Consider the following 22284-nt stretch of genomic DNA (forward strand, 5'->3'; position numbering starts at 1 on the left):
TAAAACGTGAAATCTATAGAATCGAAACAAGACGAAACCTCCTCTCTACTAGGCCTCTCTCAGCGTCTTCCGCCAGCAAATATTCAAGCCGAGCAATCTTTACTCGGAGCTTTGCTGACCAACAATAAAGCCTATGAAAAAATCGCTGAATTTTTAATTAGTGAACATTTTGCCGATCCTATTAATGGTAAAATTTATGATGCTATTGTCCGTCGAATAGAGGCTGGACAAATTGCCGATGCTGTTACCCTCAAGGCAGAATTCGAGCATACTGGTGTTTTAGATGAAGTTGGAGGTATTGCTTACCTTGCACAACTATTACAATCCATGGTCGGGATTATTAATGCCAGAGATTATGGAAAAACTATCCATGATGCGTGGATTAGAAGGCAGCTAATTGATATTGGTGAAGACATCGTCAATGGTGCCTTTGAATCCAATATGAAAATTACTGGGTCTGATCAGATTTCCATAGGAGAGGAAAAGCTTTTCCAACTTGCCACCCACAAAGGGCAAGAAGGTGGATTAATTTCCTTTGAAAACGCTCTAACCGAGGCAATTAATATTGCCAATCATGCGTTTTCAAACTCTAGTGGTGTTGCTGGTCTTTCAACAGGATTAAAAGATCTGGATAAAAGAACTGGGGGATTACATCCTGCGGATCTCATTATTCTTGCAGGACGTCCTGCAATGGGTAAAACTGCTCTTGCCACTAAAATCGCGTTTAATGCTGCTAAAAGCCTATTACGCAATGCAGAAACACAGAGAAATGCCAATAAACCCATTGGAACCGTAGCTATTTTTTCTTTGGAAATGTCCTCTGAACAATTGGCCACTCGTCTTTTATCCGAAGAATCCAGAGTTTCCAGCGAACGTATTCGTCGTGGTGAAATTGGTCAAAAAGAATTCGATAAATTTGTGCAAGTTAGTCGTGAGCTTTCTCAACTTCCCTTATATATTGATGATACACCAGCAATCAGCCTTTCTGTCATGCGGACAAGGTGTCGTAGATTGTCCAGAACCAGAGGATTAAACCTTATTGTTGTTGATTATCTTCAGCTTATGCGTCCATCTGTCGGTAGCCGCCCAGAAAGTCGCGTCTTAGAGATTTCACAAATTACTCAAGGATTAAAAGCCTTAGCGAAAGAATTTGAGATTCCTGTCATTGCGTTATCTCAGCTTTCTCGACAAGTTGAAAATAGAGAGGATAAACGCCCTCAACTTTCTGATCTACGTGAATCTGGATCTATTGAGCAAGATGCCGATGCCGTGATGTTTGTTTATCGTGATGAATATTACCTTCAACAACGTATGCCCAAACCGATTGCTTTTGAAAGTGAAGATAAATATCAAATCGCCCTTGAAAAGTGGCAAGCCGATATGAATAAGGTTCACAATAAAGCCGAACTCATCCTAGAAAAACAACGTCATGGCCCCACAGGGAAAGTTGACCTCTTCTTCGAAGGTGAATTCACACGCTTTAGCGATCTTGATGATATTCATGATTTTTAAAGCTATAAGCAACCAGTCATACTCTTAAGCTATCTGTTATTATACTTAAATAAAAAATATAACTGATAATCCCAATATAAAATGCGAGCCAATCCGATATTTTAACAAAATAATAAGTCTCTTATCTAAAATACTTTAATAAATCGTGCAGTTTAAAAAACGATTTTTTATTAACTTTTTCATCTATTGTTTTTTGTAAAATAGCCTTTTCAAGAAGAGCTATTTTATACTTATATGACAAAAGGCTTATTTTGAGTAAATAAGCAGAAAATGCGATTGAAATAAAAAAAACGATTGCATACAATACAACGGTTGAAATAAGTGTTAAATGATCTTTTCCAAATAATTGCTCACTATAATTATTGACAAAAATAACCACCAAAGAAATTACAACTGGAATACCAATATCAAGCACATATCGACCTTCATACCTGTTAATATCGATTTTTAAAACGTCTCTTGCATATTCCAGCTCATAAATTTGATACTTTTTTGCAAATATACGCGCTTGATCTTCATCAGATTGAAAAGCTTTTTCAGTCAGTAAAATAAGGAATGAAGATTTGCTTTTCCAACAAAAAATAAATATGTGTCTTACAGGAGATAATGACCACAAAAATATACATATTGTACCTAGGATATAAAATACTAAGTCGACCCTATAGAGAAATAATCTACCTGCTACACACATAAGAAAATAGGAAAAAAAACCTAGGGCAAGAAAAATATCAATTATCTTTTTCTTCTTGTAAACTATTATATAAGGCTGGTATTTTTCTAAATCTTCAAAGATATCCTTTCTTCTATACATACAAACCTCATTAAAATAATAAACATCAAATATTTTATATTAATCTAATGCTCGTCTACATCCCCTTGAACCAAGGGAACTGAGTTCACTTTTCCTGTGGTTACATTCACAATACGATATAAAATCCCATTTCCTTGACCTGCAACATTTGTTAAATCAGCCGATTGATCATAGGCAGAGTAATCATCTTTATTTTTTTTTGTAGGAATATTCATAACAAAAATCCATTTTCCTTCTGGTATTCCTGTCAATTTGAAATCTCCATTTGCATCACATGGCACGGTAAAAGCATATGCATTCATACGAGAATCAAAATCTTTTACTTTTTTAATGCCACGCATTTTAACTTGTAGGTCTTCTAAGATATAAGCATCGTAAGGATAATAAGTAATCGTCTGACCCGCACAAGTTTTCATTGTTCCATCAGCTTCACGATAAATCCCCATACCAGCAACCATTGCGACCCCAGTATTCTTAGACCATTGAACCGTAGATGGGTTAAATTGACTTTTAAATTTATAATCTTTCGCCATCACAGAATGGCTAATACATGCAGAAGCTAACAAAGCAAAAAGAACTGTGCGTTTCATAACAATTGATCCTAAACTCTTAATGACGGAAATGACGCATAGACGTAAAGACCATTGCAATTCCTGCTTCATCAGCCGCAGCAATCACTTCATCATCACGCATAGAACCACCTGGTTGAATAACCGCTGTAGCACCCGCAGCAATCGCAGCTTGTAAACCATCTGCAAATGGGAAAAATGCATCTGAAGCAACAACGCTTCCTTTGCTTAATGGTTCAGACAACCCTGCAACTTCAGCTGCTTCGGCACTTTTATGCGCAGCAATACGTGAAGAATCAACACGACTCATTTGTCCAGCGCCAACCCCAACAGTTGCTTTATCTTTAACATAAACAATCGCATTTGATTTCACATGCTTACCAACACGGAAAGCAAAAATCATATCTTCCATTTCTTGTTGGGTAGGTTGTCTTTTGGTCACGACTTTAAATTCTGAAGGACGTCCATTATCACGGTTTTGCAATAAGAAACCACCAGCAAGCGTTTTTACCATCACGCCTTGAGCCAATGGATCCGGCATTGACCCTGTTTCAAGAACGCGAACATTTTTCTTTTTAGATAAAATCTCTAATGCATCTACATTAACTTTAGGCGCGATCACCACTTCACTAAAGATCGTGACGATTTTACTTGCCAACTCTGCATCTAATGGACGGTTCATTGCAATAATGCCACCAAAAGCAGAAACAGGGTCACAACGTAAAGCCAAATCCCATGCTTCAGATAAGGTTTTAGCACTAGCAACCCCACAAGGGTTCGCATGCTTTACAATCACTACTGAAGGTTCATCAAATTCAGCCACAGCTTCAAAAGCTGCATCTGTATCATTCAAGTTATTATAAGAAAGCTCTTTGCCTTGAAGTTGTTTTGCTGTTGAAACCCCAGGACGATTTTCATCATTCGTATAAAAAGCAGCTTGTTGATGTGGGTTTTCACCATAACGTAATACTTGTTTACGTTGACCACTCAATAAAAAGCGTTGTGGGAAAAGATCTTTTTCTTCTTTTGCAAACCAAGCAGCAATCGCGGCGTCATAAGCGCCAGTTCTAGCATAAGCTGCATGAGCCCATTGTTTACGTTGTTGTAGAGTTGATCCACCCGTTTGAACAAATGTTTCAATAAAATTACTATATTGTGCAGGATCTGTTAAAACCACCACATGGCTATGATTTTTAGAAGCTGCACGAATTAGCGCTGGACCACCAATATCAATATTCTCAATAACGTCTTCTTCACCCGCACCAGAAGCAACAGTTGCTTCAAATGGGTATAAATTCACACATAAAAGATCAATTGGCAAAATACCATGTTCTTTCATTTGCTCTTGATGTGCTGTCAAATCACGACGCCCAAGAAGCCCACCATGAATTTGAGGAACAAGTGTTTTAACTCGACCATCTAAAATTTCAGGAAAACCCGTAAAATCAGAAACCTCAATCACTTTAATCCCTGCATCACGAATTGTTTTTGCAGTTCCACCTGTAGATAAGATTTCTACATTTTGTTCGGCTAAGGATTTTGCCAAATCAAGTAAACCTGTTTTATCTGAAACAGAAATTAACGCACGACGAACAGGAATAACTCTTTGATCCATTACTCAATTCCTAAAATATTCTCTTAATCATTAAAAAACTTATTACTCTTGCTCTTGAGGGCGAGCAACCCAACGCCAGGTTTGAATTCCTTGGCGTGCCAACTCACGATGCATAATCAAAACTGGTAGCCCTTCTTGATTATGTTTCGGATGCGCAAGACGTTGCGCCAAATCTTCAACAATAGTCACAGAGCGATGGCGTCCACCTGAACATCCAACCGCAATCGTGGCATATTTCTTCCCTTCTAAAACAAAACGAGGGAAAATTAAACTCAACATTTCATCTATCAAATGAACATATTTTTGATAGTCTGGATCTTTCTCTACATATTCTTGAACTTCTCTATCCAACCCAGTCTTTTTAGAGAGCTCTGGAATATAATACGGGTTATGCAAGAACCTTGCATCAAATACCATATCTGCTTCGCGAGGGACACCACTTGGAAAGGCAAAAGACATCAGCGTAAGCGTTAAAAGCCCCTGACCTTTATCATGGCCTAAACTATAACGAGTTTCCACCAATAAACGTAATTCAAAAGGCGGCAAATCAGAAGTATCAATGACTAAATCTGCAACTTGCCTTAACGGCTCCATCAAAGCGATCTCTGCTTCAATGCCTTCTTTAACTGTTCCACCTGCTGCCATTGGGTGGCGTCTTCGTGTTGCTGTGTAACGACGCAATAAAACATCCGTTTCAGATGTCGCATAAATTAACTGAATATGTAAAGACGGATTTAATCTTAATCTAGCCAGTAACTCTATAACCGTCGATGCTTCAAACCCGTTAGTTCTGGAATCTAATCCAATCACAATCGGCCCTTCGACCTTACTGACAATATCGCTGATGACTTGTACGGGTGCATTATCAACCAGCTCATACCCTAGATCTTCCAAAGCACGGAGAATAGTTGATTTCCCAGCCCCAGACAGCCCCGTTACAAAAACAACAGGCTGTTTTATAATATCTTTATCTAATAAATCATCTTGCATCGGAAAAAAATCGATCTTTGTAATATATCAACAAAATATAATATTAAGCAACAACACGTCCTGATACAATCAAATAATTATGAATTTAATGATATTATCATTATAAAATTACCAATTCTAGCGATCTTGTTTAAAAGTTTAAACAGAAGTATCTATTTTACTATTCATATGGATATTTAGGGTTATCTTGTTTATAAGTTCGATTAGGATGAATGACAAATTCTTTGGTTAATTTATCCAAATCATCACTGTGATATAAATCCATACATTTTAAAATATACATTTTAGATTTTGGATATATAGAAGATCCATAAGGTTGATTTAAATATTGTTGGATTAACTTATTCAGCTTTTGAGTAACTTTACCAGTTTTTTTGAAATCAAAATTTATCCACATTTCAAATAAAGCACCTCGTGTCGCTTTTGCGTCTTCATTAAAAGTAGGATTTTGACTTCCAAATGCTTTTTGTAAGCAAGCTGCAAAAACGGAATCTTTAAAATTAGAACCATAGTTACGATATCCAATATCTGCTTTGTCATAATGAATTTGAGTTATTTTATCCATTGCCTGACAATTGATAAAATAAAAACAATTGAGTAATACAATGACACCTATTTTTTTCATCAATTACGTCTCACCTTTTTCTTCTTTTGAGTTCCCAAAATAAAATTTTGACAACTTTTGCACCACTGTCATCGTCATCGAGATTATTTTGAAAGTAACAATGATCATAACAATCTTTACCATCCCACAAAGTAACATGTCCTTTTGCATTCCTCCAACGCTCAACATAAAAAATCAATAACCCAGTTTTTCCTCTAATTTCTCTACCATCTTTTAAATAAGTTAAAGTTTGAGTCGGTGGACCAAATTTTTTGATAATAAATTCTGCTATTTGCAAGACACGCACAAGGTATCGTAATCCATCTGCACCTTTAGGGGCATATCCATCTGTAGGTGAAATACGATAACCATTTTGTTGTAAAATATAACTCATACGAAGAGCACAAGCATTTTCGAAAGTGCCATTATCAATATTAAGCTTAATTTCCCCTCCAATTCTATTACCTGCTTTTTGAAGAATAATAGCATCACTCACTCCTTTAATTCTAGGATATACATCAGATGTTTTGCTAGATAAGTCATCATAATAAGGAAGCTTACCCGATTGATTTGTTGATGAGAAAGATTGTTTTGTTTGTGGATGAGGTATTTCCATCGGATGTGTACTATAGTTTCGAACGGGTCTATGGAGCTCACGAATTACAGGCGAGGAATGATGTGCAGTCGAGTGTCTATTAGCACTGGCAGAATGTTCATCATGATGTCTATTTCCAAATTCCATTGGATGTGTACGATAATCTCTAGGCGGTCTATGTAACTCACGAATTACTGGTGATGAATAATGAACATTCGAATGCCTGTGATGCGTAGAATGCTCGTCATGATGATGAACTGTTGGATGTGATGTCGAATGATGTGTTTGCACATGAGAATGTGCAGCATGCGGTCTATTATTAGAGTGTGTGTTTCTATTGTTACGATTGGGAATAATATAATCTCATTAAATATTTCTTAAAATGTATAATTATAAATAATTTAATAGTAATTATATCATAACAATTATTTCTTTAATAAAAGAATCATTACAACACAGGTTTAAAATGGTTTTTTATTAATGATAAATAAATTATTTTCTTATCAATGATACTTTTCTACTTATTAATAACGAAAATAAATAAACAACAAAGCTCAATAAACTAATCCAAAACGAAACAGGATAATCCGTAATCCAAGCAATGATAATCCCCCCCCATGCCTCTGCGATTGCTAGGAAAATAGATAAAAAAACACCTTTCCAAACGGTGGTGCTAAGCTGACGAGCAACGGCTGCTGGCCCTACCATCAAAGAAAAGGTTAATAATATCCCTGTAACCTGTACACAAGCCGCCGTAACACATGCCACCAATCCAAGGAAAAGGATCGAAACACGTCGCAAAGAAACACCTTTTGCTTCTGCTAAATCAGGTTGTAACGACGCAAATAACAAAGGACGCATAAAAAACAACATCACAGCACAACAAACAAGGCTGAGAATAATCAATCCATATAAAGTTTGTGTATCAACTGCAAAAATATTACCAAAAAGTAACCCAGTCACTTGCGACGCATAGCGGGTATAAAAATGTAAGAATAATAACCCTAATCCCATCGAGGTCGATAAAACCAACCCTATCGCAATATCTCTATCTTTTAGCTTAGGGCCAATTGCACCAATTAATCCCCCAGCCCCAAGACTGAACACCAACAACCCCAAAAACGGAGATACGCCAACAAGGCTGGCCCCTGTTGCACCTGCAAAACCAACATGTGACAATGCATGCCCTGCAAAAGCCTCTCTGCGGATCAATAAAAAATATCCAACTAATCCGCAAATAATCGCAACAATACCCGATGCAATAAATGCAGTTTGCATAAATTCAAGGGAAAACATCCTCGAATAAACTTTCAAAATTAATAAATTAACAAGCTGTCGTTACAAAAAGATGTTGATCCGTCTTAACCACTTCAATCGGAAAGCCATAAAGCCCCGTCAACACATCCGATGTCATCACGCGATCCACATCTCCTAAAATCGCTTTTTGATTACCGATACAAATTACTTGATCCATCACTTTCATTAAAGGGTTTAAATCATGAGTTGAGAGTAAAATTGTTAATTTTTTTTGTTCTTGTAGTTCTTTAATCAAAGACAAAATGATTTTAACCCATTTAGGATCTAAATTACCAAAAGGTTCGTCCATAATAATTAACTTAGGATGCCCTAATAAAGCCTGAGCCAACAATAAACGCTGTCTTTGTCCACCAGACATCTCAGATAAAGGAATATCCGCTAAATCTTTAGCATGAACTTGATCTAACACTTCATCAATATGATGTAAATCTTGTTTTGTTAAAAATGGCAGACCCAACTTATGACCACGAATACTAGTGGCTATAAAATCTCGCCCCTTTAAACGAAAAGTCTCCATATCCCGATATTGCGGAATATACCCAATATGTTTTCTGGCTTTTCTAGGAGGTTGTCCAAAAATCTTGATTTCATCAATGGCACAAGGAATAATTCCTAATAATGCTTTCATAAAAGTCGTTTTACCCGAACCATTGGGGCCAAACACACCAATAAATTGATTGTCTTTTATATTAAAATCAAGCTGAGATAAAACTAACCGAGAGCCCAATCGAATATCAAGATGTTGACATTCAATGACCTTCATCGCGAATTACTTTTTAAAGCAGCCTCTACTTTATCCAAAACCTGATTCATCCATTGCTGATAAGTGACATGAGCAGGCATCGTTTCAGATACCCCAACCACAGCCACACCAGATGCAATCGCAATTTTCTTTAATTGCTGCGTTGCTGGCGTTGAAACTTGTTCATTATAAAATAAGATTTGAATCGGATGCGTTTTTAAATCTTGAATAAATTGAGCAACTTGCTTTGGTGTTGGTTCTCCACCATTCATCACAACCCATTGATACGGTTCTTCTAACATTTCGAACCCTAGCTTTTGAGCCATCAAACCAAACACAGGCTCTGTTGCTGCCACTTTAACATGAGGATATTGCTGACGAACCGCCTGAATACGCTGATTAATTTTAGCTAAATCGGCATTAAATACATTAAATTGATTTGTGAAAAATGATTTTTCTTGTGGTTCTAACTGACTATAAACAGTTTGTAATTTCTGTAATAAAACCATAACTGCATCAGTATCATACCATAAATGAGGATTGTCTCCCTCTTTACGATTTAATAAAGCTTGTACAGAAATTATATCTTGATGATTAAAATGATATTTGGTTAATAAACGATCCATCCAAGAATCATACCCTAACCCATTCACAATCATTAAATTCGCATCCGCAATTTTTTTGCCAGTGCTCGGCGTTAATTCAAATAAATGCGGATCTTGGTCTGGATTATTTAAAATAGAATCAACTTGAACATATTTTCCACCCAGTTGCTGAGCAATATCTCCATACATATTCTCTGCAGCAATCACATGAATTACTTTAGTTTCATCTACTGCATAAGCACTCACGCAAGTGCTACACAACATCAATAACCCTAAAAAAGAAAAGAACGTATTTTGTTTGAACTGAACAAAAAGCATTTATTTAAATTACGATCAAATTAATTACCTAAACTCCAAGCACCATACATCATGATAGAAAGTAAAACAATTAATCCTGCATGTAAAATTAATAACCATTTAATATTAATAACTTTTACATAATATTTATCTTTAGGAATTTCAACTTCCCATTTCATGGTAAAAATCCTTATTGAATATTTTATATCTATTTCTTTTTTAATGCTTCCCAATAAATAAGAAGCATTAATTATCAATTACCTTGCTTTTAACGCGGCCTCTAATTGTGGAAGAATTTCGAATAAATCCCCAACAATTCCATAGTCTGAAACTTTAAAAATGGGCGCTTCTGGATCTTTATTAATAGCCACAATAATTTTACTATCTTTCATTCCTGCTAAATGCTGAATAGCACCAGAAATTGCAACTGCAATATAAAGTTCAGGAGCAACAATCTTACCTGTTTGCCCAACTTGATAATCATTACTGACAAAACCAGCATCAACTGCAGCTCGTGAAGCTCCAATTGCAGCATCTAATTGATCAGCAATCTTTTCAAGCAATACAAAATTCTCACTACTTTGCATTCCACGACCACCAGAAACCACAACACGTGCGCCTTCAAGCTCTGGTCTATCCGATTGAGAAAGCTTTAACTCTTTAAATACAGACAGTTGTTTATCTGAAATAGGTAGATTTTCAACTTTTTCAACAGCTGCATTTCCACCAGTTTCTGCTGTCGCTTCAAAAGTCGTTCCACGAACAGACAATAACTTTTTTGCATCTTTAGATTTTACAGTTGAAAGAATACTACCTGCATAAATTGGACGCACAAAAGTTTCTGAATCAATAATTTCAACGACATCAGAAATAGGTTGCACATCTAACAACCCCGCTAAACGAGGAAGAATATCTTTTCCCTCTGCATTTGCAGGTGCAACAATAGAATCATAAGCGCCAGCCAAAGAAGCAACTAAGTCAGCAACAGGCTCTGCTTGCATATGTGCGTAAGCAGCATGATCTGCTACAAGCAACTTTGAAACACCATGTAATTGAGCTGCTTTTTGAGAAAGTATATCTAGCCCTTCCCCAACCAACAAAGCATGCACTTCTGTGCCTAACAAACCAGCAGCAGTAATCGCAGAACGACTAATCGGGCGGATTTTATCGCCTTTTTCATAACTTAATAATACTAAAACAGCCATTCTTAAATTACCTTTGCTTCATTTTGAAGTTTATCCATAAGCTCTTCAACAGAACCAACAATAACACCTTCACGCACAGAAGAAGATTCTTGTACTGATTGAGACACTAAACGAACGGCAGTATCCAATCCAAGATCAGCAAGTGCAACCGTTTCAATTGGTTTTTTACGTGCTTTCATGATATTTGGCAAAGATGCATAACGAGGTTCATTCAAACGTAAATCAGTCGTAATCACAGCTGGTAGGGTAAGTTCTAAAACTTCTTGTCCATCATCAATTTCACGAATGATTTCAGCTTTTCCTGCTGAAAGAGTAAGCTTACTTACAAAAGTACCTTGAGCCCATCCCAATTTTGCAGCTAAAATCTGACCTGTCGCATTCATATCATCATCAGAGGCTTGCTTACCCATTAAAACAACATCAGGTTGTTCTTTGGTCACAAAATGCTGTAAAATTTTAGCAACACCCAAAGATTCCAAAGGCTCTTCTGTGGTTACTAAAATTGCTCTATCCGCACCCATTGCCATTGCTGTACGCAATGTATCCTGGCATTTTGCTTCTCCAATAGAAATCACAACAACTTCAGAAACAATTTTTTGTTCTTTTAATCGAACAGCTTCTTCTACTGCGGTTTCATCAAAAGGATTCATGGACATTTTCACGCCACCAATCTCTACACCAGAATTATCGGATTTTACCAACGGTTTAATATTAGAATCAACAACCCGTTTCACCGGAACTAATAGTTTCATAACACCCTTTCGTTACGACATTAATAAATAAAAACTTTACATTCCACCAGGATAATTCGGGCCACTGCCACCTTCGGGCGTTTCCCAATCGATATTTTGTGTTGGATCTTTAATATCACAAGTCTTACAATGAATACAATTCTGAGAATTAATCTGTAATTTAGGCTCTTTTCCTTCCTCTGTATCCACAGCTTCATAAACACCTGCTGGACAATAACGAGATTCTGGAGAGTGAAAAACTTCCCAATTCACTGTTTTCCAAATCGCAGGATTTTTTAATTTCAAATGTATAGGCTGATCATCTCTATGATCAATATTTGCCAAAAATACAGAAGATTCACGACTAAACGTTAATTGATCGTCGGGCTTCGCATACTCAATTTTCTTACATGCAGACGCAGCTTCTAGTTTTTCATTATCTGCCAGACGATGATGGAATGTCCAAGGCACTTTTCCTCGCACCATTGAATCAAATCCTGTATATAACGTTCCAATTCTTGCACCAAATTTTGCAAAAGCAGGACGAATATTACGTGCTTGATATAACTCTTTCCATAACCAAGATTTACGTAAGCGGAACTGATAAGAAATAGGCTCGACTTCTTGCGTTGTTAATGCTTCTGCAATTGCTTCTGCAGCGAGCATTCCTGATTTCATCGCTGTATGCGTGCCTTTAATTTTAGGCATATTTAAAAAGCCAGCAGCATCCCCAATTAATACCCCACCAGGAAAAGAAAGTTTAGGAATAGATTGCAATCCACCCTCTGACAATGCGCGAGCAGAATAGCTAATCCGTCTGCCACCTTCTAAATGATACTTCACTACTGGATGGTTTTTAGAGCGTTGCATTTCTTCAAATGGAGACAACCAAGGATTTTTATAATCCAATCCGATAACAAACCCAAAAGACACTAAATTATCACCAAAATGATATAACCAAGAACCACCATAGGTACTATTATCTAATGGCCATCCAAAGCTGTGCTGTATATATCCAGGTTTATGTTTATGCGCAGGAATTTCCCAAAGCTCTTTAATACCAAGACCATAAGTCTGAGGATCAACACCTTGCCTTAAATTAAATTTATCCATTAATTTTTTAGACAAAGAGCCCCTACACCCTTCAGCAAACATAGTATATTTGGCTCTTAATTCCATACCAGGTTCATGGTTAGCTCCTTGAGCTCCATCTTTTTCCAGCCCCATATCCCCAGTGATAATACCAACAACTTTGTCATCTTCAATAATAAGCTCGTTCCCAGAAAAGCCAGGGAAAATTTCAATTCCTAACTCTTCTGCTTGAGCTGCTAACCAACGACAAAAATCACCTAAACTGACAATAACATTGCCATGATTATTCATAGCAGGCATCAAAGATTTTATAATTGGAATGGTTGTAGATTTTTCTTCACTGGATAAATAGAAAACACGTTCATTATTCACAGGAGTATCTAATGGTGCCCCCTTTTGCTTCCAATCTGGGATCAACTCATTTAACGCTGTTAATTCTAATACAGCCCCAGAAACAATATGCGCCCCAATTTCAGAAGCTTTTTCAATCAAGCAAATTTCCACAGAAGGAGCCAATTGCTTTAATCGAATAGCAGCAGATAGCCCAGCTGGACCACCTCCAATAATTAGAACATCGAATTCCATTTGCTCACGTGTGATATTACTCATGCTCTTTTATCCTATTTATCTGCTACAACTATCAATTTAATTTTAATCAAATGACAATTTTTAATACAAAATACTAAAAATATTCCTCGAAACACAATTTAATTTTTAATCATAAGAAAAAGCAAGTTCATGCTTTGCTCGCCAACTTTTGTCAACATAATTCATAATTAAAGTACGACGAATACCACTCATCGGACGTTTTTGATAGCCATGCCAAGTATCTTTACCAGGAATGAATAAAAAAGCAGAGTTAAATACACCAGGGCTGCGAGCCAAAGACTCTCCTTGAGCATTCATAATATCTGTTCCCCAACTTTCAGCATCCTCTCCCAATGATAAAGAAATCAAAAAGGTGAGTTTTTTAGCACCAATATCCGTATGATGCTCTAACCAAAATCCCTCTTTATCCAAACATAACTCAAGCCTTAACCATGTATCAGAAAGATCTGCACCCGTTATCTTAGAAAAAAGATCCCTTGTTTCTTGAGCCTCAAAAGCTTGAGCCAAAGCCACACATCTTTGATCCTCTTCTTGTTTTTGAGGATTCACAAAAACACGGTTTTGATTGTTATTTTCACGACGCCCTTGAATATCTCCAGACACTGCCTTTGCATCAGGCATCCATTCAATCAATGAATCACAAACATAGTCAGGCAAAACGTCTTTTAATAACCAATGCCGATAAGGCTGCGTATGTCCTGATGCTTGACTTACAGCATGACGCACGACTTGACCCGCATCACTATTTTGAACATTCATATTGATACACCTTTAATTATATTGCTTGAGCATGACGTTGAGGCGCAACGCGATAATAAGTATCAAATACAACCACTATATTTCGCAAAAAACAACGTCCTTCTTCAGTGACTGTAATTTTATAATCCGTAATCTGAACCAACCCATCATCCTCAAATGATTTTAATTTAGCCAAAGCATCATCAAAAAAATTATCTGGTTTATTATACTGACTTGTTACTTGTTTTAAATCAATATGCAAATCACACATTAATCGCTCAATCACTGTCCAACGTAATAAATCTTCCTCATTACGCTCGACTCCACGCACAATAGGTAACTCACCGCCACCAGCCATCGCTTTTTGATAAGCAGCAACGGAAGGATGATTCTGCACAATTCCTTGAGGAACAATTGATACAGACGAAGCACCAACACCAAGTAATGCTGGGGCATCATCCACGGTATATCCTTGAAAATTACGATGTAATGTCCCTTGTTGTGCTGCTTTACTCATCGTATCATGAGGCAACGCATAATGATCTAATCCAATAACTTGATATCCAGCCTCTTGTAGAATTTCGTCAATGACTTGGCGTTGTTGAAAACGTTCAACACTATCAGGTAATACATCACCTTCTAATAAAGTTTGACGTTTAAATTTCCATGGAACATGCGCATACCCAAAAACGGCTAAACGATCGGGCTTCAATTCAACAACAGATCGAATCGTTTCTCGTAAACTTTCAGTCGTTTGATTGGGAAGCCCATAAATTAAATCAATATTCACCGAATGAATATGATTCTGACGCACAACATCAATACAATGCGCTGTTAATTCTTTACTTTGAATACGACCACAAGCTTTTTGTACTTTAGGATCCAAATCCTGCACACCAAAACTTACTCTGGTGAACCCTAAAGGATGCAAATTTGAAAAATACTCAACAGACACATGTCGAGGATCAAGCTCTATAGAAATATCAGCGTCTTTTTGAATATCAAACAATGAATATATTGTTTGCATTACCTTTTTCATTGCAATCATCGGTAATGTTGTTGGCGTTCCACCACCAAAATGAATAAAACTAACTGAACGACGCGTTTTAAGAAAACCCGCCAATCTCATTAATTCGTCACACAATAAATCACCATAAGCTGTTCGTATGGCTTCTTGATTAACAACCTGTGTATTACAGGCACAAAATTTACATAATTCGTCACAAAAAGGAACATGTAAATACAGCGAAACAGGCTCCCCTTCTGGAAGAGCCTGCAACCATTCTTTATAAAGACTAAACCCGACATCATCAGTAAACTGTACTGCTGTCGGGTAGCTTGTATAGCGCGGTAAGTTTCCTTCATACCGCGCAAGACGGTCAAAGGAAACAACCTGTTTCATTCCGAACTCCGCTAAGATTTAGAAGCGATATCCGATACCACCACTGATCGCTGTTGGATTCAAAGAGGTACGAGCATCAATTCTGTTTGGACTATCATTAAGGTGAGCACGTTGATTTAGCAACATTTGTTTAGCATCAATGTTAAAGAACCAATTTCCAACAAGTTGATAATCAAAGCCAACATTGAAAGATGGTCCAACTGTTGTTTCTAAATCAAGTTTTTTTACAATACCACCACCAGGTGTTAGATTATGCCAGAAAGCAACCGTTAAGCCAACACCAACATATGGATTAAATCTTTTATGAGGAAGAAAATGCCATTGAGCTGTAAGTGTTGGTGGGATAACCCATGCTTTACCAACATACACATCACCAGCAGCAGTACCACGTGCCCAGATTTTATGTTGAGTGCTAGATGCAATTAATTCAAAAGCTAAGTTGTCAGTTACAAAATAGTTTGCACTTAATTCACCCATAGCAGCATTAGAAGCGGTAACATGACCACCAACAGATGTACGACTGCTTGTATTATTAGGAATAACACCTAATGCACCAGCACGTAAGATAAAGTCACCTTTTCCAAGACCAATTTTGGTTACACCAGGACATGTTTGGAAAACACCACAATGTGGTTTTGGTGCTTTTGGTTGTTTGTACATCGGAACATCACGATATTGAATTTTTCCGCTCCAACCAGAAGCCCAGATTTCCTCTCTAACCATAGGAACTGCAGCTGTATCTTGCGCTTGAGCAACAGCAGGACCTAAATTTGTGTTTGAATAATTTTGTTGTGCATAACCTGCAGCTGGCATAAGCATAGCAGCAACAATAGCAATACGACTTAATGACTTTTTCATGTGTGAAAACCTTACTGACTTAGCATTAGCAAAGGAACTATTAACCAAACTAATAAAATCTAGTTGCTATGTAATCAATCAAAAAATCACCCTTAAAGCATCAACAAAAAATCATGTGATAAAAAAACAACTATTCAATCTTCAGTTTATGCATGAAATATTTATTTTTTCCATATAAACCCTCAAAAAAGCTTTCTTAATAACTTTTTATGACTTTTAATACGGTTTTAAAACAACCACCCTATATTTAAAACGAATCGAATATTATGTATCTTTTATGCATCATTTTCTATGAAGGTTGCGGATATATTTATCACAACACTCTAGGTAATGAAATTACAAAACAAGCCCCAATAATCATCCCATGCTTATCATAGATATTCTGCGCCATTATTGTTCCTTTTAACGCAACAATAATTTGTCGACAAATCGATAAGCCTAAACCGGAGTGCAAACCAAAATTCTCTCCTTCAGGACGTTCTGTATAAAAACGTTCAAAAATACTATTTAATTTATTCTCAGGAATTCCTGGTCCCTGATCACAAACCATCAGCTCCACCTTATCTTTTGTTGCTTTCACTGATAAAGTAATCAAACCACTAGGAGGAGAAAAAGAAATTGCATTTCCAATTAAATTCCGAAGAACTTGCACTAAACGATCTTCTACAACTAAAACCTTAAGATTTTCTTGCTGTTGATCATCATTAACCTCTACAACAACATGAGGCGCGTTTAATTTATGAGTCGCTTCATATAACTCTGATAGCAATTTAAAGATAGGCATCACCTCTACCGCTTCAGGAGTGACACGAGACATTTCTGTTTCAATACGACTAGAACTAGCAATATCCGTAATCAGTCGATCAAGTCGATTAACATCATCCTGTACAATAAAAAGCAACCGTTTACGATGTTCTTCATCTGCAATTCTAGGTAAAAGCTCTATTGCTGATCGAATAGAAGAAAGTGGATTTTTCAACTCATGACTTACATCCGCAGCAAAACGTTCTATTGCTCCCATTCGAGCCCATAAAGTTTTTCCACTTTCTTGTAATGTCCTTGCTAAATCTCCAATCTCGTCTTTACGAACCAACAGCTTTTCAGGCACCATTTCTGCTTTACCAACGGCATCTCGCATATTATGTGCAGCAATCGCTAACGCCAACAAAGGCCTAGCAATTGTTAAAGACAAATACCAAGATAACAAAACTGTAATAATTAATGCTAATAAAAACAAAATTAAAATAGAAGAACGTACAGCAAATAATGCTTGATCAACATTATTTGCTTCTCTTGTTAACTGAATAATCCCAACCGTTCTTCCTATATAAATAACTGGCTCAGAAACCGTAATTAACAAACGATGATCTGCAGCCCTTCGAATATAAGCTGGTGTTTCTTGACTGTTAGGATCATTAGCAAACTGTAAATATTTCTTAACAGCATTTGGAATGGCTTCTGGATCCGTATTTATTGCTAAATTTTGAATCTTACGCTCACCTGAGTTAGGCATCCAACTTAAAAGATGTGTATAAACCTTTTCTAAAACAGTGTCATACCGCGTATTAATCACTCTATCTTTTTCAATAATCACTTTCGAAAAACTACTTGATGGCTTCTGCCTGTAAGTAGGAGCTAAATTCTTTATTATTCGCTGAGGCTGAGATTGTAACTGTTTTTCTTTTTCTGATGTGACACGACTATCAACAATCAATTGCCCATCTGGACCATAAACACGCGCACGCACATTAGGACTTGGTGCTGTCAAACTTAGTAATAATGGACGAGCCAAATCAACAGACAAAAAATAAACATCCCTTGGTTTTCTCGCGAACATCATATCAAAACCACCATCTGGAATGAAATAATCTTTCATTTTATGTGTTGCACTTTGCCCTAATGCACCAGCATAAATCTTTGCTTGCTCCCTCAATGCAGTCACTTCAGTTTCCAACAAACTATTTTGAAACTGATTTAAATATAATAACGTCGCAACTAAGACCACTAAAGGCAACGCATTTACCAATAAAATACGTCTCATCAAGGGAGATGAAAATCGAGCGTGATAATTTAATTTAACTATCGATACAGCTTTATGGCGTCGAAAGTAAGAAAAAAAATGCTTCATATTTACTCATATTAACCAATCAAGCGATTAGTCTTCCTTATATCGATACCCAATTCCGTATAATGTTTCTATTTTATCAAATTCTGTATCAACTTGACGAAATTTCTTACGAATACGTTTGATATGACTATCAATCGTACGATCATCAACATAAATATTCTCACCATAAGCGGCATCAATTAACTGATCTCTGGACTTGACCAATCCAGGACGCATTGCCAACGCTTTGGTTAACAAAAATTCTGTTACTGTTAATTGAATATCTTGATTATTCCAACGACATTGATGACGCAAATCATCCAAAGTCAAAGCTCCACGAACAACAACACCACTCGCTGCTCCACTACCTTCCACTTCTGTTTTTGTTGCATCATTACGCCTTAACAGTGCTCGGATACGCTCCAACAATAATCGTTGCGAAAATGGCTTAGTAATATAATCATCTGCACCTAATCGTAAGCCCATTAACTGATCAATTTCTTCGTCTTTAGAAGATAACATAATTACAGGCATCTGGGAGCGGTTACGCAATCGTTGCAATAGTTCAATACCATCCATACGAGGCATTTTGATATCTAAAACAGCCAAATCTACAGGACGGGACAACAACCCTTGCAATGCACTTTCACCATCTGTATAGGTTTGCACAGCAAAGCCATCAGCCTCTAACATCATAAAAACAGATGTCAAAATATTGCGATCATCATCAACCAATGCGATGACATATTTTCCTGCTTCCATCCCTAAATTACTCCATTCATAAAAATATCAAACAACATATTTTAAAATCATATTTGCGCATAAACATACACTTAACGTTCTAAATTTCATACATATTAAAAATAAAAACCATTGATATACCTTAAATCTATTTTAATTCTCATTTGAATTCCTTGTAACTTTTTTTATTTTTATTAAAATAATAAGAAGATAGTTTTTGCTCTTTATAAAATTATCGACAGGTTTTATTAAACTTGTTTTATCGCCATAAGTATTAACAACAAAAGTACGTAAAAATTATGACACAACAAGAACATGACCAAAATGAGGCTGAAATCAATGCAACCTCTGAACAAGAAGCGCCTACTACCCCTGGGCATGAGACACTTTTTAGTGCAGAAGAAGGAACTGAAACAGAAGAAAACACTATAGAAAAACTAAAAAATGAACTACAAGAAGCCAAAGATCAATGGTTACGTTCCGAAGCTGAAAATCAAAACCTACGTAATCGCCATAAAAAAGAACTCGACGATACACGCCTATACGCAGTTCAAAAATTTGCACGTGATGTTGTAGAGGCTGCTGAAAATCTACGTCGTGGTGTAGATAGCTTACCTAAACAAACAGAAAGCGAAGATCCCATCTTAACCAAAATGCGTGAAGGTTTTGAAAGTACAGAACGTTCTTTCTTACAAGTTCTCGAAAAAAATGGTATTAAATGTGAAGATCCAACAGGCGCTCCATTTGATGCAAACAAACATCAAGCAATGGCTGAACAACCTTCTGATGAACATCCTCCAGGAACAGTTTTACAAAGCTGGACACCGACATGGACGTTAAATAATCGCTTACTAAAACCTGCAATGGTTATCGTTACAAAAGCTGGCGATAAAAAAGAATAAAATGATAATTAAATTTTATTAAGTTGCTGACTTGATGAAATTTTTGTGTATAATATTATGTTAGATAAAATTCCTTGAAACTATTCTCAAGGATGCATATTTATATTTTGTATCATTCTTATGACTTAGCCAAAATTGGGAGATCATAGAATGATAAATTATTCAAAGGACTTTTACGAGGCGCTTCGGGTCTTATAAAGGTTGCTAAAAGGAGCTTATTAATGAGTAAAGTTATTGGTATCGATCTTGGTACAACCAACTCTTGTATTTCTATAAGAGAAGGTAACGAAACAAAAGTTATTGAAAACAGCGAAGGTGCACGTACAACCCCATCTATGGTTGCGTTTACCGAAGGTGATGAAATGTTAGTCGGTCAAGCTGCAAAAAGACAAGCTGTGACCAACCCCACCAATACATTATACGCTGTAAAAAGATTAATTGGTCGTCGTTATGACGATAAAATGGTAGCACGCGATAAAAGCCTTGTTGCATATGAAATTGTCCAAGGTGACAATGGTGATGCATGGGTTGAAGCTCGTGGTAAAAAATATGCACCATCACAAATCTCTGCATTCATTTTAGGAAAAATGAAAGAAACAGCAGAGTCTTATCTTGGTGAAAAAGTAACACAAGCAGTTATTACTGTTCCTGCTTACTTTAACGATGCACAACGTCAAGCAACCAAAGACGCTGGTAAAATCGCAGGACTAGAAGTTCTTCGTATTATCAACGAACCAACAGCTGCTGCGTTGGCTTATGGTTTAGAAAAGAAAAACAGTGGCACCATCGCTGTATATGACTTGGGTGGTGGTACTTTCGATATTTCAGTTTTGGAAATCTCTGACGGTGTGATCGAAGTAAAATCAACCAATGGTGATACATTCCTTGGTGGTGAAGATTTCGACTCTCGTATTATTGAATTCCTTGCTGATGAATTCAAAAAAGAACAAGGAATTGATCTTCGCGGTGACAAACTTGCGTTGCAACGTTTAAAAGAAGCCGCTGAAAAAGCAAAAATTGAACTTTCTTCTTCTAAAGAAACCGAAATCAACCTTCCATTTATCACAGCTGATGCTTCTGGACCAAAACACTTGGTTCTAAAACTAAGCCGTGCAAAATTAGAAAGCCTTGTTGAAGATCTTATCAAAAGAACCCTTGAACCTTGTAAAGCTGCATTAAAAGACGCTGCATTATCTGCTGGTGGTATTGATGAAGTGATCTTGGTTGGTGGTATGACCCGTATGCCTAAGGTCATCGAAACCGTTAAAGAATTCTTTGGTAAAGAGCCTGCTCGTAACGTAAACCCTGATGAAGTTGTTGCTATTGGTGCTGCTATTCAAGGTGCTGTGTTAAAAGGGGATGTTAAAGACGTTCTATTATTAGACGTTACCCCATTATCTTTGGGTATTGAAACTCTTGGTGGTGTGTTTACGCGTTTAATCGACAGAAACACAACCATTCCAACAAAGAAAAGCCAAACCTTCTCTACCGCTGAAGACAATCAAAACGCTGTGACAATCCGCGTTTGTCAAGGCGAACGCGAAATGGCTGCAGACAATAAATTATTAGGTAACTTTGACTTAACAGGAATTGCACCTGCACCTCGTGGCGTTCCTCAAATTGAAGTGACTTTTGATATTGATGCAAACGGTATTGTTTCTGTATCTGCAAAAGACAAAGCAACAGGTAAAGAACAACAAATCAAAATCCAAGCATCTGGTGGTTTATCTGATGCAGATATTGAAAATATGGTTAAAGATGCAGAAGCAAATGCTGATGCAGATAAAGCTAAAAAAGAAATGGTTGAAACCAGAAACCAAGCTGATTCATTGGTTGCTCAAGTTGAAAAAAATCTACAAGAGCATGGTGATAAACTTGATGATGCTACAAAATCTGATATTGAAGCAGCTGTTGCCGATGTAAAAGGTAAAAAAGAAAGCAGTGATGTTGCTGAATTAAAAGAAGCAACCGAAAAACTTTCTCAATTATTGATGAAAATTGGTGAAACCATCTATAAAGCAACGGGTGGTGCTGAAGCTGGTGCAGAAGGCGCTCACGAAGGCTCTGAAAAACCTGCTGAAGATGTTGTTGATGCAGATTTCGAAGATGTCAGCAACAATGATAAGAAATCTACCTGATCATTTCGCAGGTATCTAAATAAATAAGGTATATTGTAGTTTTTAATATGCCTTAAATTAATTTGAGGCCCGCGCTTCTACATGAAGGCGGGCCGATTTATTAT

General features: G+C 36.8%; 21 protein-coding genes. 3 read left to right on the forward strand and 18 right to left on the reverse strand.

Going from position 1 to position 22284, the window contains the following annotated elements; all coding sequences use genetic code 11:
- The first annotated feature begins 6 nt into the window (after positions 1-6).
- Positions 7-1512 carry a replicative DNA helicase gene (locus CIN_RS07805; protein ID WP_008854535.1) on the forward strand — a complete coding sequence of 502 codons (1506 nt, stop codon included), beginning with the start codon at positions 7-9 and terminating at the stop codon, positions 1510-1512.
- A 121-nt stretch (positions 1513-1633) separates the two neighbouring features.
- Here the strand turns inward: CIN_RS07805 and CIN_RS07810 are convergent, their stop codons facing one another.
- The 18 genes from CIN_RS07810 to CIN_RS07895 form a co-directional block, all read right to left on the reverse strand.
- Complete coding sequence (locus CIN_RS07810) at positions 1634-2323, reverse strand: hypothetical protein (protein WP_008854536.1); 690 nt, start codon at positions 2321-2323, stop codon at positions 1634-1636.
- 44 nt (positions 2324-2367) lie between these two features.
- Complete coding sequence (locus CIN_RS07815) at positions 2368-2913, reverse strand: hypothetical protein (protein ID WP_008854537.1); 546 nt, start codon at positions 2911-2913, stop codon at positions 2368-2370.
- A gap of 19 nt (positions 2914-2932) precedes the next feature.
- The gene (purH, locus tag CIN_RS07820) at positions 2933-4507 is read right to left on the reverse strand and encodes a bifunctional phosphoribosylaminoimidazolecarboxamide formyltransferase/IMP cyclohydrolase (RefSeq protein WP_008854538.1); all 1575 of its coding nucleotides are present in this window, start codon (positions 4505-4507) and stop codon (positions 2933-2935) included.
- A 42-nt stretch (positions 4508-4549) separates the two neighbouring features.
- Positions 4550-5497 (reverse strand): RNase adapter RapZ, encoded by a 948-nt coding sequence (gene rapZ, locus CIN_RS07825; RefSeq protein WP_008854539.1) that lies wholly within the window; start codon positions 5495-5497, stop codon positions 4550-4552.
- 160 nt (positions 5498-5657) lie between these two features.
- The gene (locus CIN_RS07830) at positions 5658-6122 is read right to left on the reverse strand and encodes a T6SS amidase immunity protein Tai4 family protein (RefSeq protein WP_050798395.1); all 465 of its coding nucleotides are present in this window, start codon (positions 6120-6122) and stop codon (positions 5658-5660) included.
- A gap of 10 nt (positions 6123-6132) precedes the next feature.
- Positions 6133-6987 carry a type VI secretion system amidase effector protein Tae4 gene (locus CIN_RS11525; RefSeq protein ID WP_139016986.1) on the reverse strand — a complete coding sequence of 285 codons (855 nt, stop codon included), beginning with the start codon at positions 6985-6987 and terminating at the stop codon, positions 6133-6135.
- A 201-nt stretch (positions 6988-7188) separates the two neighbouring features.
- Positions 7189-7992 carry a metal ABC transporter permease gene (locus CIN_RS07840; protein WP_040364203.1) on the reverse strand — a complete coding sequence of 268 codons (804 nt, stop codon included), beginning with the start codon at positions 7990-7992 and terminating at the stop codon, positions 7189-7191.
- Between the two features lie 28 nt (positions 7993-8020).
- Complete coding sequence (locus CIN_RS07845) at positions 8021-8776, reverse strand: metal ABC transporter ATP-binding protein (protein ID WP_008854543.1); 756 nt, start codon at positions 8774-8776, stop codon at positions 8021-8023.
- Positions 8773-9624 carry a metal ABC transporter solute-binding protein, Zn/Mn family gene (locus tag CIN_RS07850; RefSeq protein WP_040364289.1) on the reverse strand — a complete coding sequence of 284 codons (852 nt, stop codon included), beginning with the start codon at positions 9622-9624 and terminating at the stop codon, positions 8773-8775. Before CIN_RS07850 ends, CIN_RS07845 begins: the two co-directional genes overlap by 4 nt.
- Before the next feature lie 74 nt (positions 9625-9698).
- Positions 9699-9836, reverse strand: a complete 138-nt coding sequence (locus CIN_RS11930; RefSeq protein WP_008854545.1) for a hypothetical protein — start codon at positions 9834-9836, stop codon at positions 9699-9701.
- Between the two features lie 78 nt (positions 9837-9914).
- Positions 9915-10862 (reverse strand): electron transfer flavoprotein subunit alpha/FixB family protein, encoded by a 948-nt coding sequence (locus CIN_RS07855; RefSeq protein WP_008854546.1) that lies wholly within the window; start codon positions 10860-10862, stop codon positions 9915-9917.
- Between the two features lie 2 nt (positions 10863-10864).
- Complete coding sequence (locus tag CIN_RS07860) at positions 10865-11614, reverse strand: electron transfer flavoprotein subunit beta/FixA family protein (protein ID WP_040364204.1); 750 nt, start codon at positions 11612-11614, stop codon at positions 10865-10867.
- A 36-nt stretch (positions 11615-11650) separates the two neighbouring features.
- Complete coding sequence (locus CIN_RS07865) at positions 11651-13294, reverse strand: electron transfer flavoprotein-ubiquinone oxidoreductase (RefSeq protein WP_008854548.1); 1644 nt, start codon at positions 13292-13294, stop codon at positions 11651-11653.
- 105 nt (positions 13295-13399) lie between these two features.
- Entirely contained in the window at positions 13400-14053 is a 654-nt protein-coding gene (locus CIN_RS07870) for a hypothetical protein (protein WP_008854549.1), read from the reverse strand.
- A gap of 16 nt (positions 14054-14069) precedes the next feature.
- Entirely contained in the window at positions 14070-15434 is a 1365-nt protein-coding gene (hemN, locus tag CIN_RS07875) for an oxygen-independent coproporphyrinogen III oxidase (protein ID WP_008854550.1), read from the reverse strand.
- An 18-nt stretch (positions 15435-15452) separates the two neighbouring features.
- Positions 15453-16292, reverse strand: coding sequence for an OmpW/AlkL family protein (locus CIN_RS07880; protein WP_008854551.1), 840 nt, complete (start codon positions 16290-16292; stop codon positions 15453-15455).
- Positions 16293-16605: 313 nt separating this feature from the next.
- Positions 16606-18333 carry a stimulus-sensing domain-containing protein gene (locus tag CIN_RS07890; protein ID WP_008854552.1) on the reverse strand — a complete coding sequence of 576 codons (1728 nt, stop codon included), beginning with the start codon at positions 18331-18333 and terminating at the stop codon, positions 16606-16608.
- 114 nt (positions 18334-18447) lie between these two features.
- Positions 18448-19161: a response regulator transcription factor gene (locus CIN_RS07895; protein WP_008854553.1), complete on the reverse strand. Its 714-nt coding sequence runs from the start codon at positions 19159-19161 to the stop codon at positions 18448-18450.
- 278 nt (positions 19162-19439) lie between these two features.
- Here CIN_RS07895 and CIN_RS07900 point away from each other — a divergent pair, with 278 nt between their 5' ends.
- Positions 19440-20042 carry a nucleotide exchange factor GrpE gene (locus CIN_RS07900; RefSeq protein WP_008854554.1) on the forward strand — a complete coding sequence of 201 codons (603 nt, stop codon included), beginning with the start codon at positions 19440-19442 and terminating at the stop codon, positions 20040-20042.
- Between the two features lie 221 nt (positions 20043-20263).
- A complete protein-coding gene (gene dnaK / locus CIN_RS07905; RefSeq protein ID WP_008854555.1) occupies positions 20264-22180 on the forward strand; it encodes a molecular chaperone DnaK in 1917 nt (638 codons plus the stop codon).
- The last annotated feature ends 104 nt before the right edge of the window (positions 22181-22284 follow it).

Origin of the sequence: Commensalibacter intestini A911, assembly GCF_000231445.1 — a bacterium.
GTDB lineage: Bacteria > Pseudomonadota > Alphaproteobacteria > Acetobacterales > Acetobacteraceae > Commensalibacter > Commensalibacter intestini.

Excerpts from the sequence above, each read along its gene's own strand:
- CIN_RS07900 (WP_008854554.1), top strand. The coding sequence starts at position 19,440 with ATGACACAACAAGAACATGACCAAAATGAGGCTGAAATCAATGCAACC.
- CIN_RS07895 (WP_008854553.1), bottom strand. The coding sequence starts at position 19,161 with ATGGAAGCAGGAAAATATGTCATCGCATTGGTTGATGATGATCGCAAT.
- hemN (WP_008854550.1), bottom strand. The coding sequence starts at position 15,434 with ATGAAACAGGTTGTTTCCTTTGACCGTCTTGCGCGGTATGAAGGAAAC.
- CIN_RS11930 (WP_008854545.1), bottom strand. The coding sequence starts at position 9,836 with ATGAAATGGGAAGTTGAAATTCCTAAAGATAAATATTATGTAAAAGTT.
- CIN_RS07870 (WP_008854549.1), bottom strand. The coding sequence starts at position 14,053 with ATGAATGTTCAAAATAGTGATGCGGGTCAAGTCGTGCGTCATGCTGTA.
- CIN_RS07840 (WP_040364203.1), bottom strand. The coding sequence starts at position 7,992 with ATGTTTTCCCTTGAATTTATGCAAACTGCATTTATTGCATCGGGTATT.
- CIN_RS07815 (WP_008854537.1), bottom strand. The coding sequence starts at position 2,913 with ATGAAACGCACAGTTCTTTTTGCTTTGTTAGCTTCTGCATGTATTAGC.
- purH (WP_008854538.1), bottom strand. The coding sequence starts at position 4,507 with ATGGATCAAAGAGTTATTCCTGTTCGTCGTGCGTTAATTTCTGTTTCA.
- rapZ (WP_008854539.1), bottom strand. The coding sequence starts at position 5,497 with ATGCAAGATGATTTATTAGATAAAGATATTATAAAACAGCCTGTTGTT.
- CIN_RS07855 (WP_008854546.1), bottom strand. The coding sequence starts at position 10,862 with ATGGCTGTTTTAGTATTATTAAGTTATGAAAAAGGCGATAAAATCCGC.
- CIN_RS07890 (WP_008854552.1), bottom strand. The coding sequence starts at position 18,333 with ATGAGACGTATTTTATTGGTAAATGCGTTGCCTTTAGTGGTCTTAGTT.
- CIN_RS07865 (WP_008854548.1), bottom strand. The coding sequence starts at position 13,294 with ATGAGTAATATCACACGTGAGCAAATGGAATTCGATGTTCTAATTATT.
- CIN_RS07810 (WP_008854536.1), bottom strand. The coding sequence starts at position 2,323 with ATGTATAGAAGAAAGGATATCTTTGAAGATTTAGAAAAATACCAGCCT.
- CIN_RS07845 (WP_008854543.1), bottom strand. The coding sequence starts at position 8,776 with ATGAAGGTCATTGAATGTCAACATCTTGATATTCGATTGGGCTCTCGG.
- CIN_RS07860 (WP_040364204.1), bottom strand. The coding sequence starts at position 11,614 with ATGAAACTATTAGTTCCGGTGAAACGGGTTGTTGATTCTAATATTAAA.
- CIN_RS07850 (WP_040364289.1), bottom strand. The coding sequence starts at position 9,624 with ATGTTGTGTAGCACTTGCGTGAGTGCTTATGCAGTAGATGAAACTAAA.
- dnaK (WP_008854555.1), top strand. The coding sequence starts at position 20,264 with ATGAGTAAAGTTATTGGTATCGATCTTGGTACAACCAACTCTTGTATT.
- CIN_RS07880 (WP_008854551.1), bottom strand. The coding sequence starts at position 16,292 with ATGAAAAAGTCATTAAGTCGTATTGCTATTGTTGCTGCTATGCTTATG.
- CIN_RS07830 (WP_050798395.1), bottom strand. The coding sequence starts at position 6,122 with ATGAAAAAAATAGGTGTCATTGTATTACTCAATTGTTTTTATTTTATC.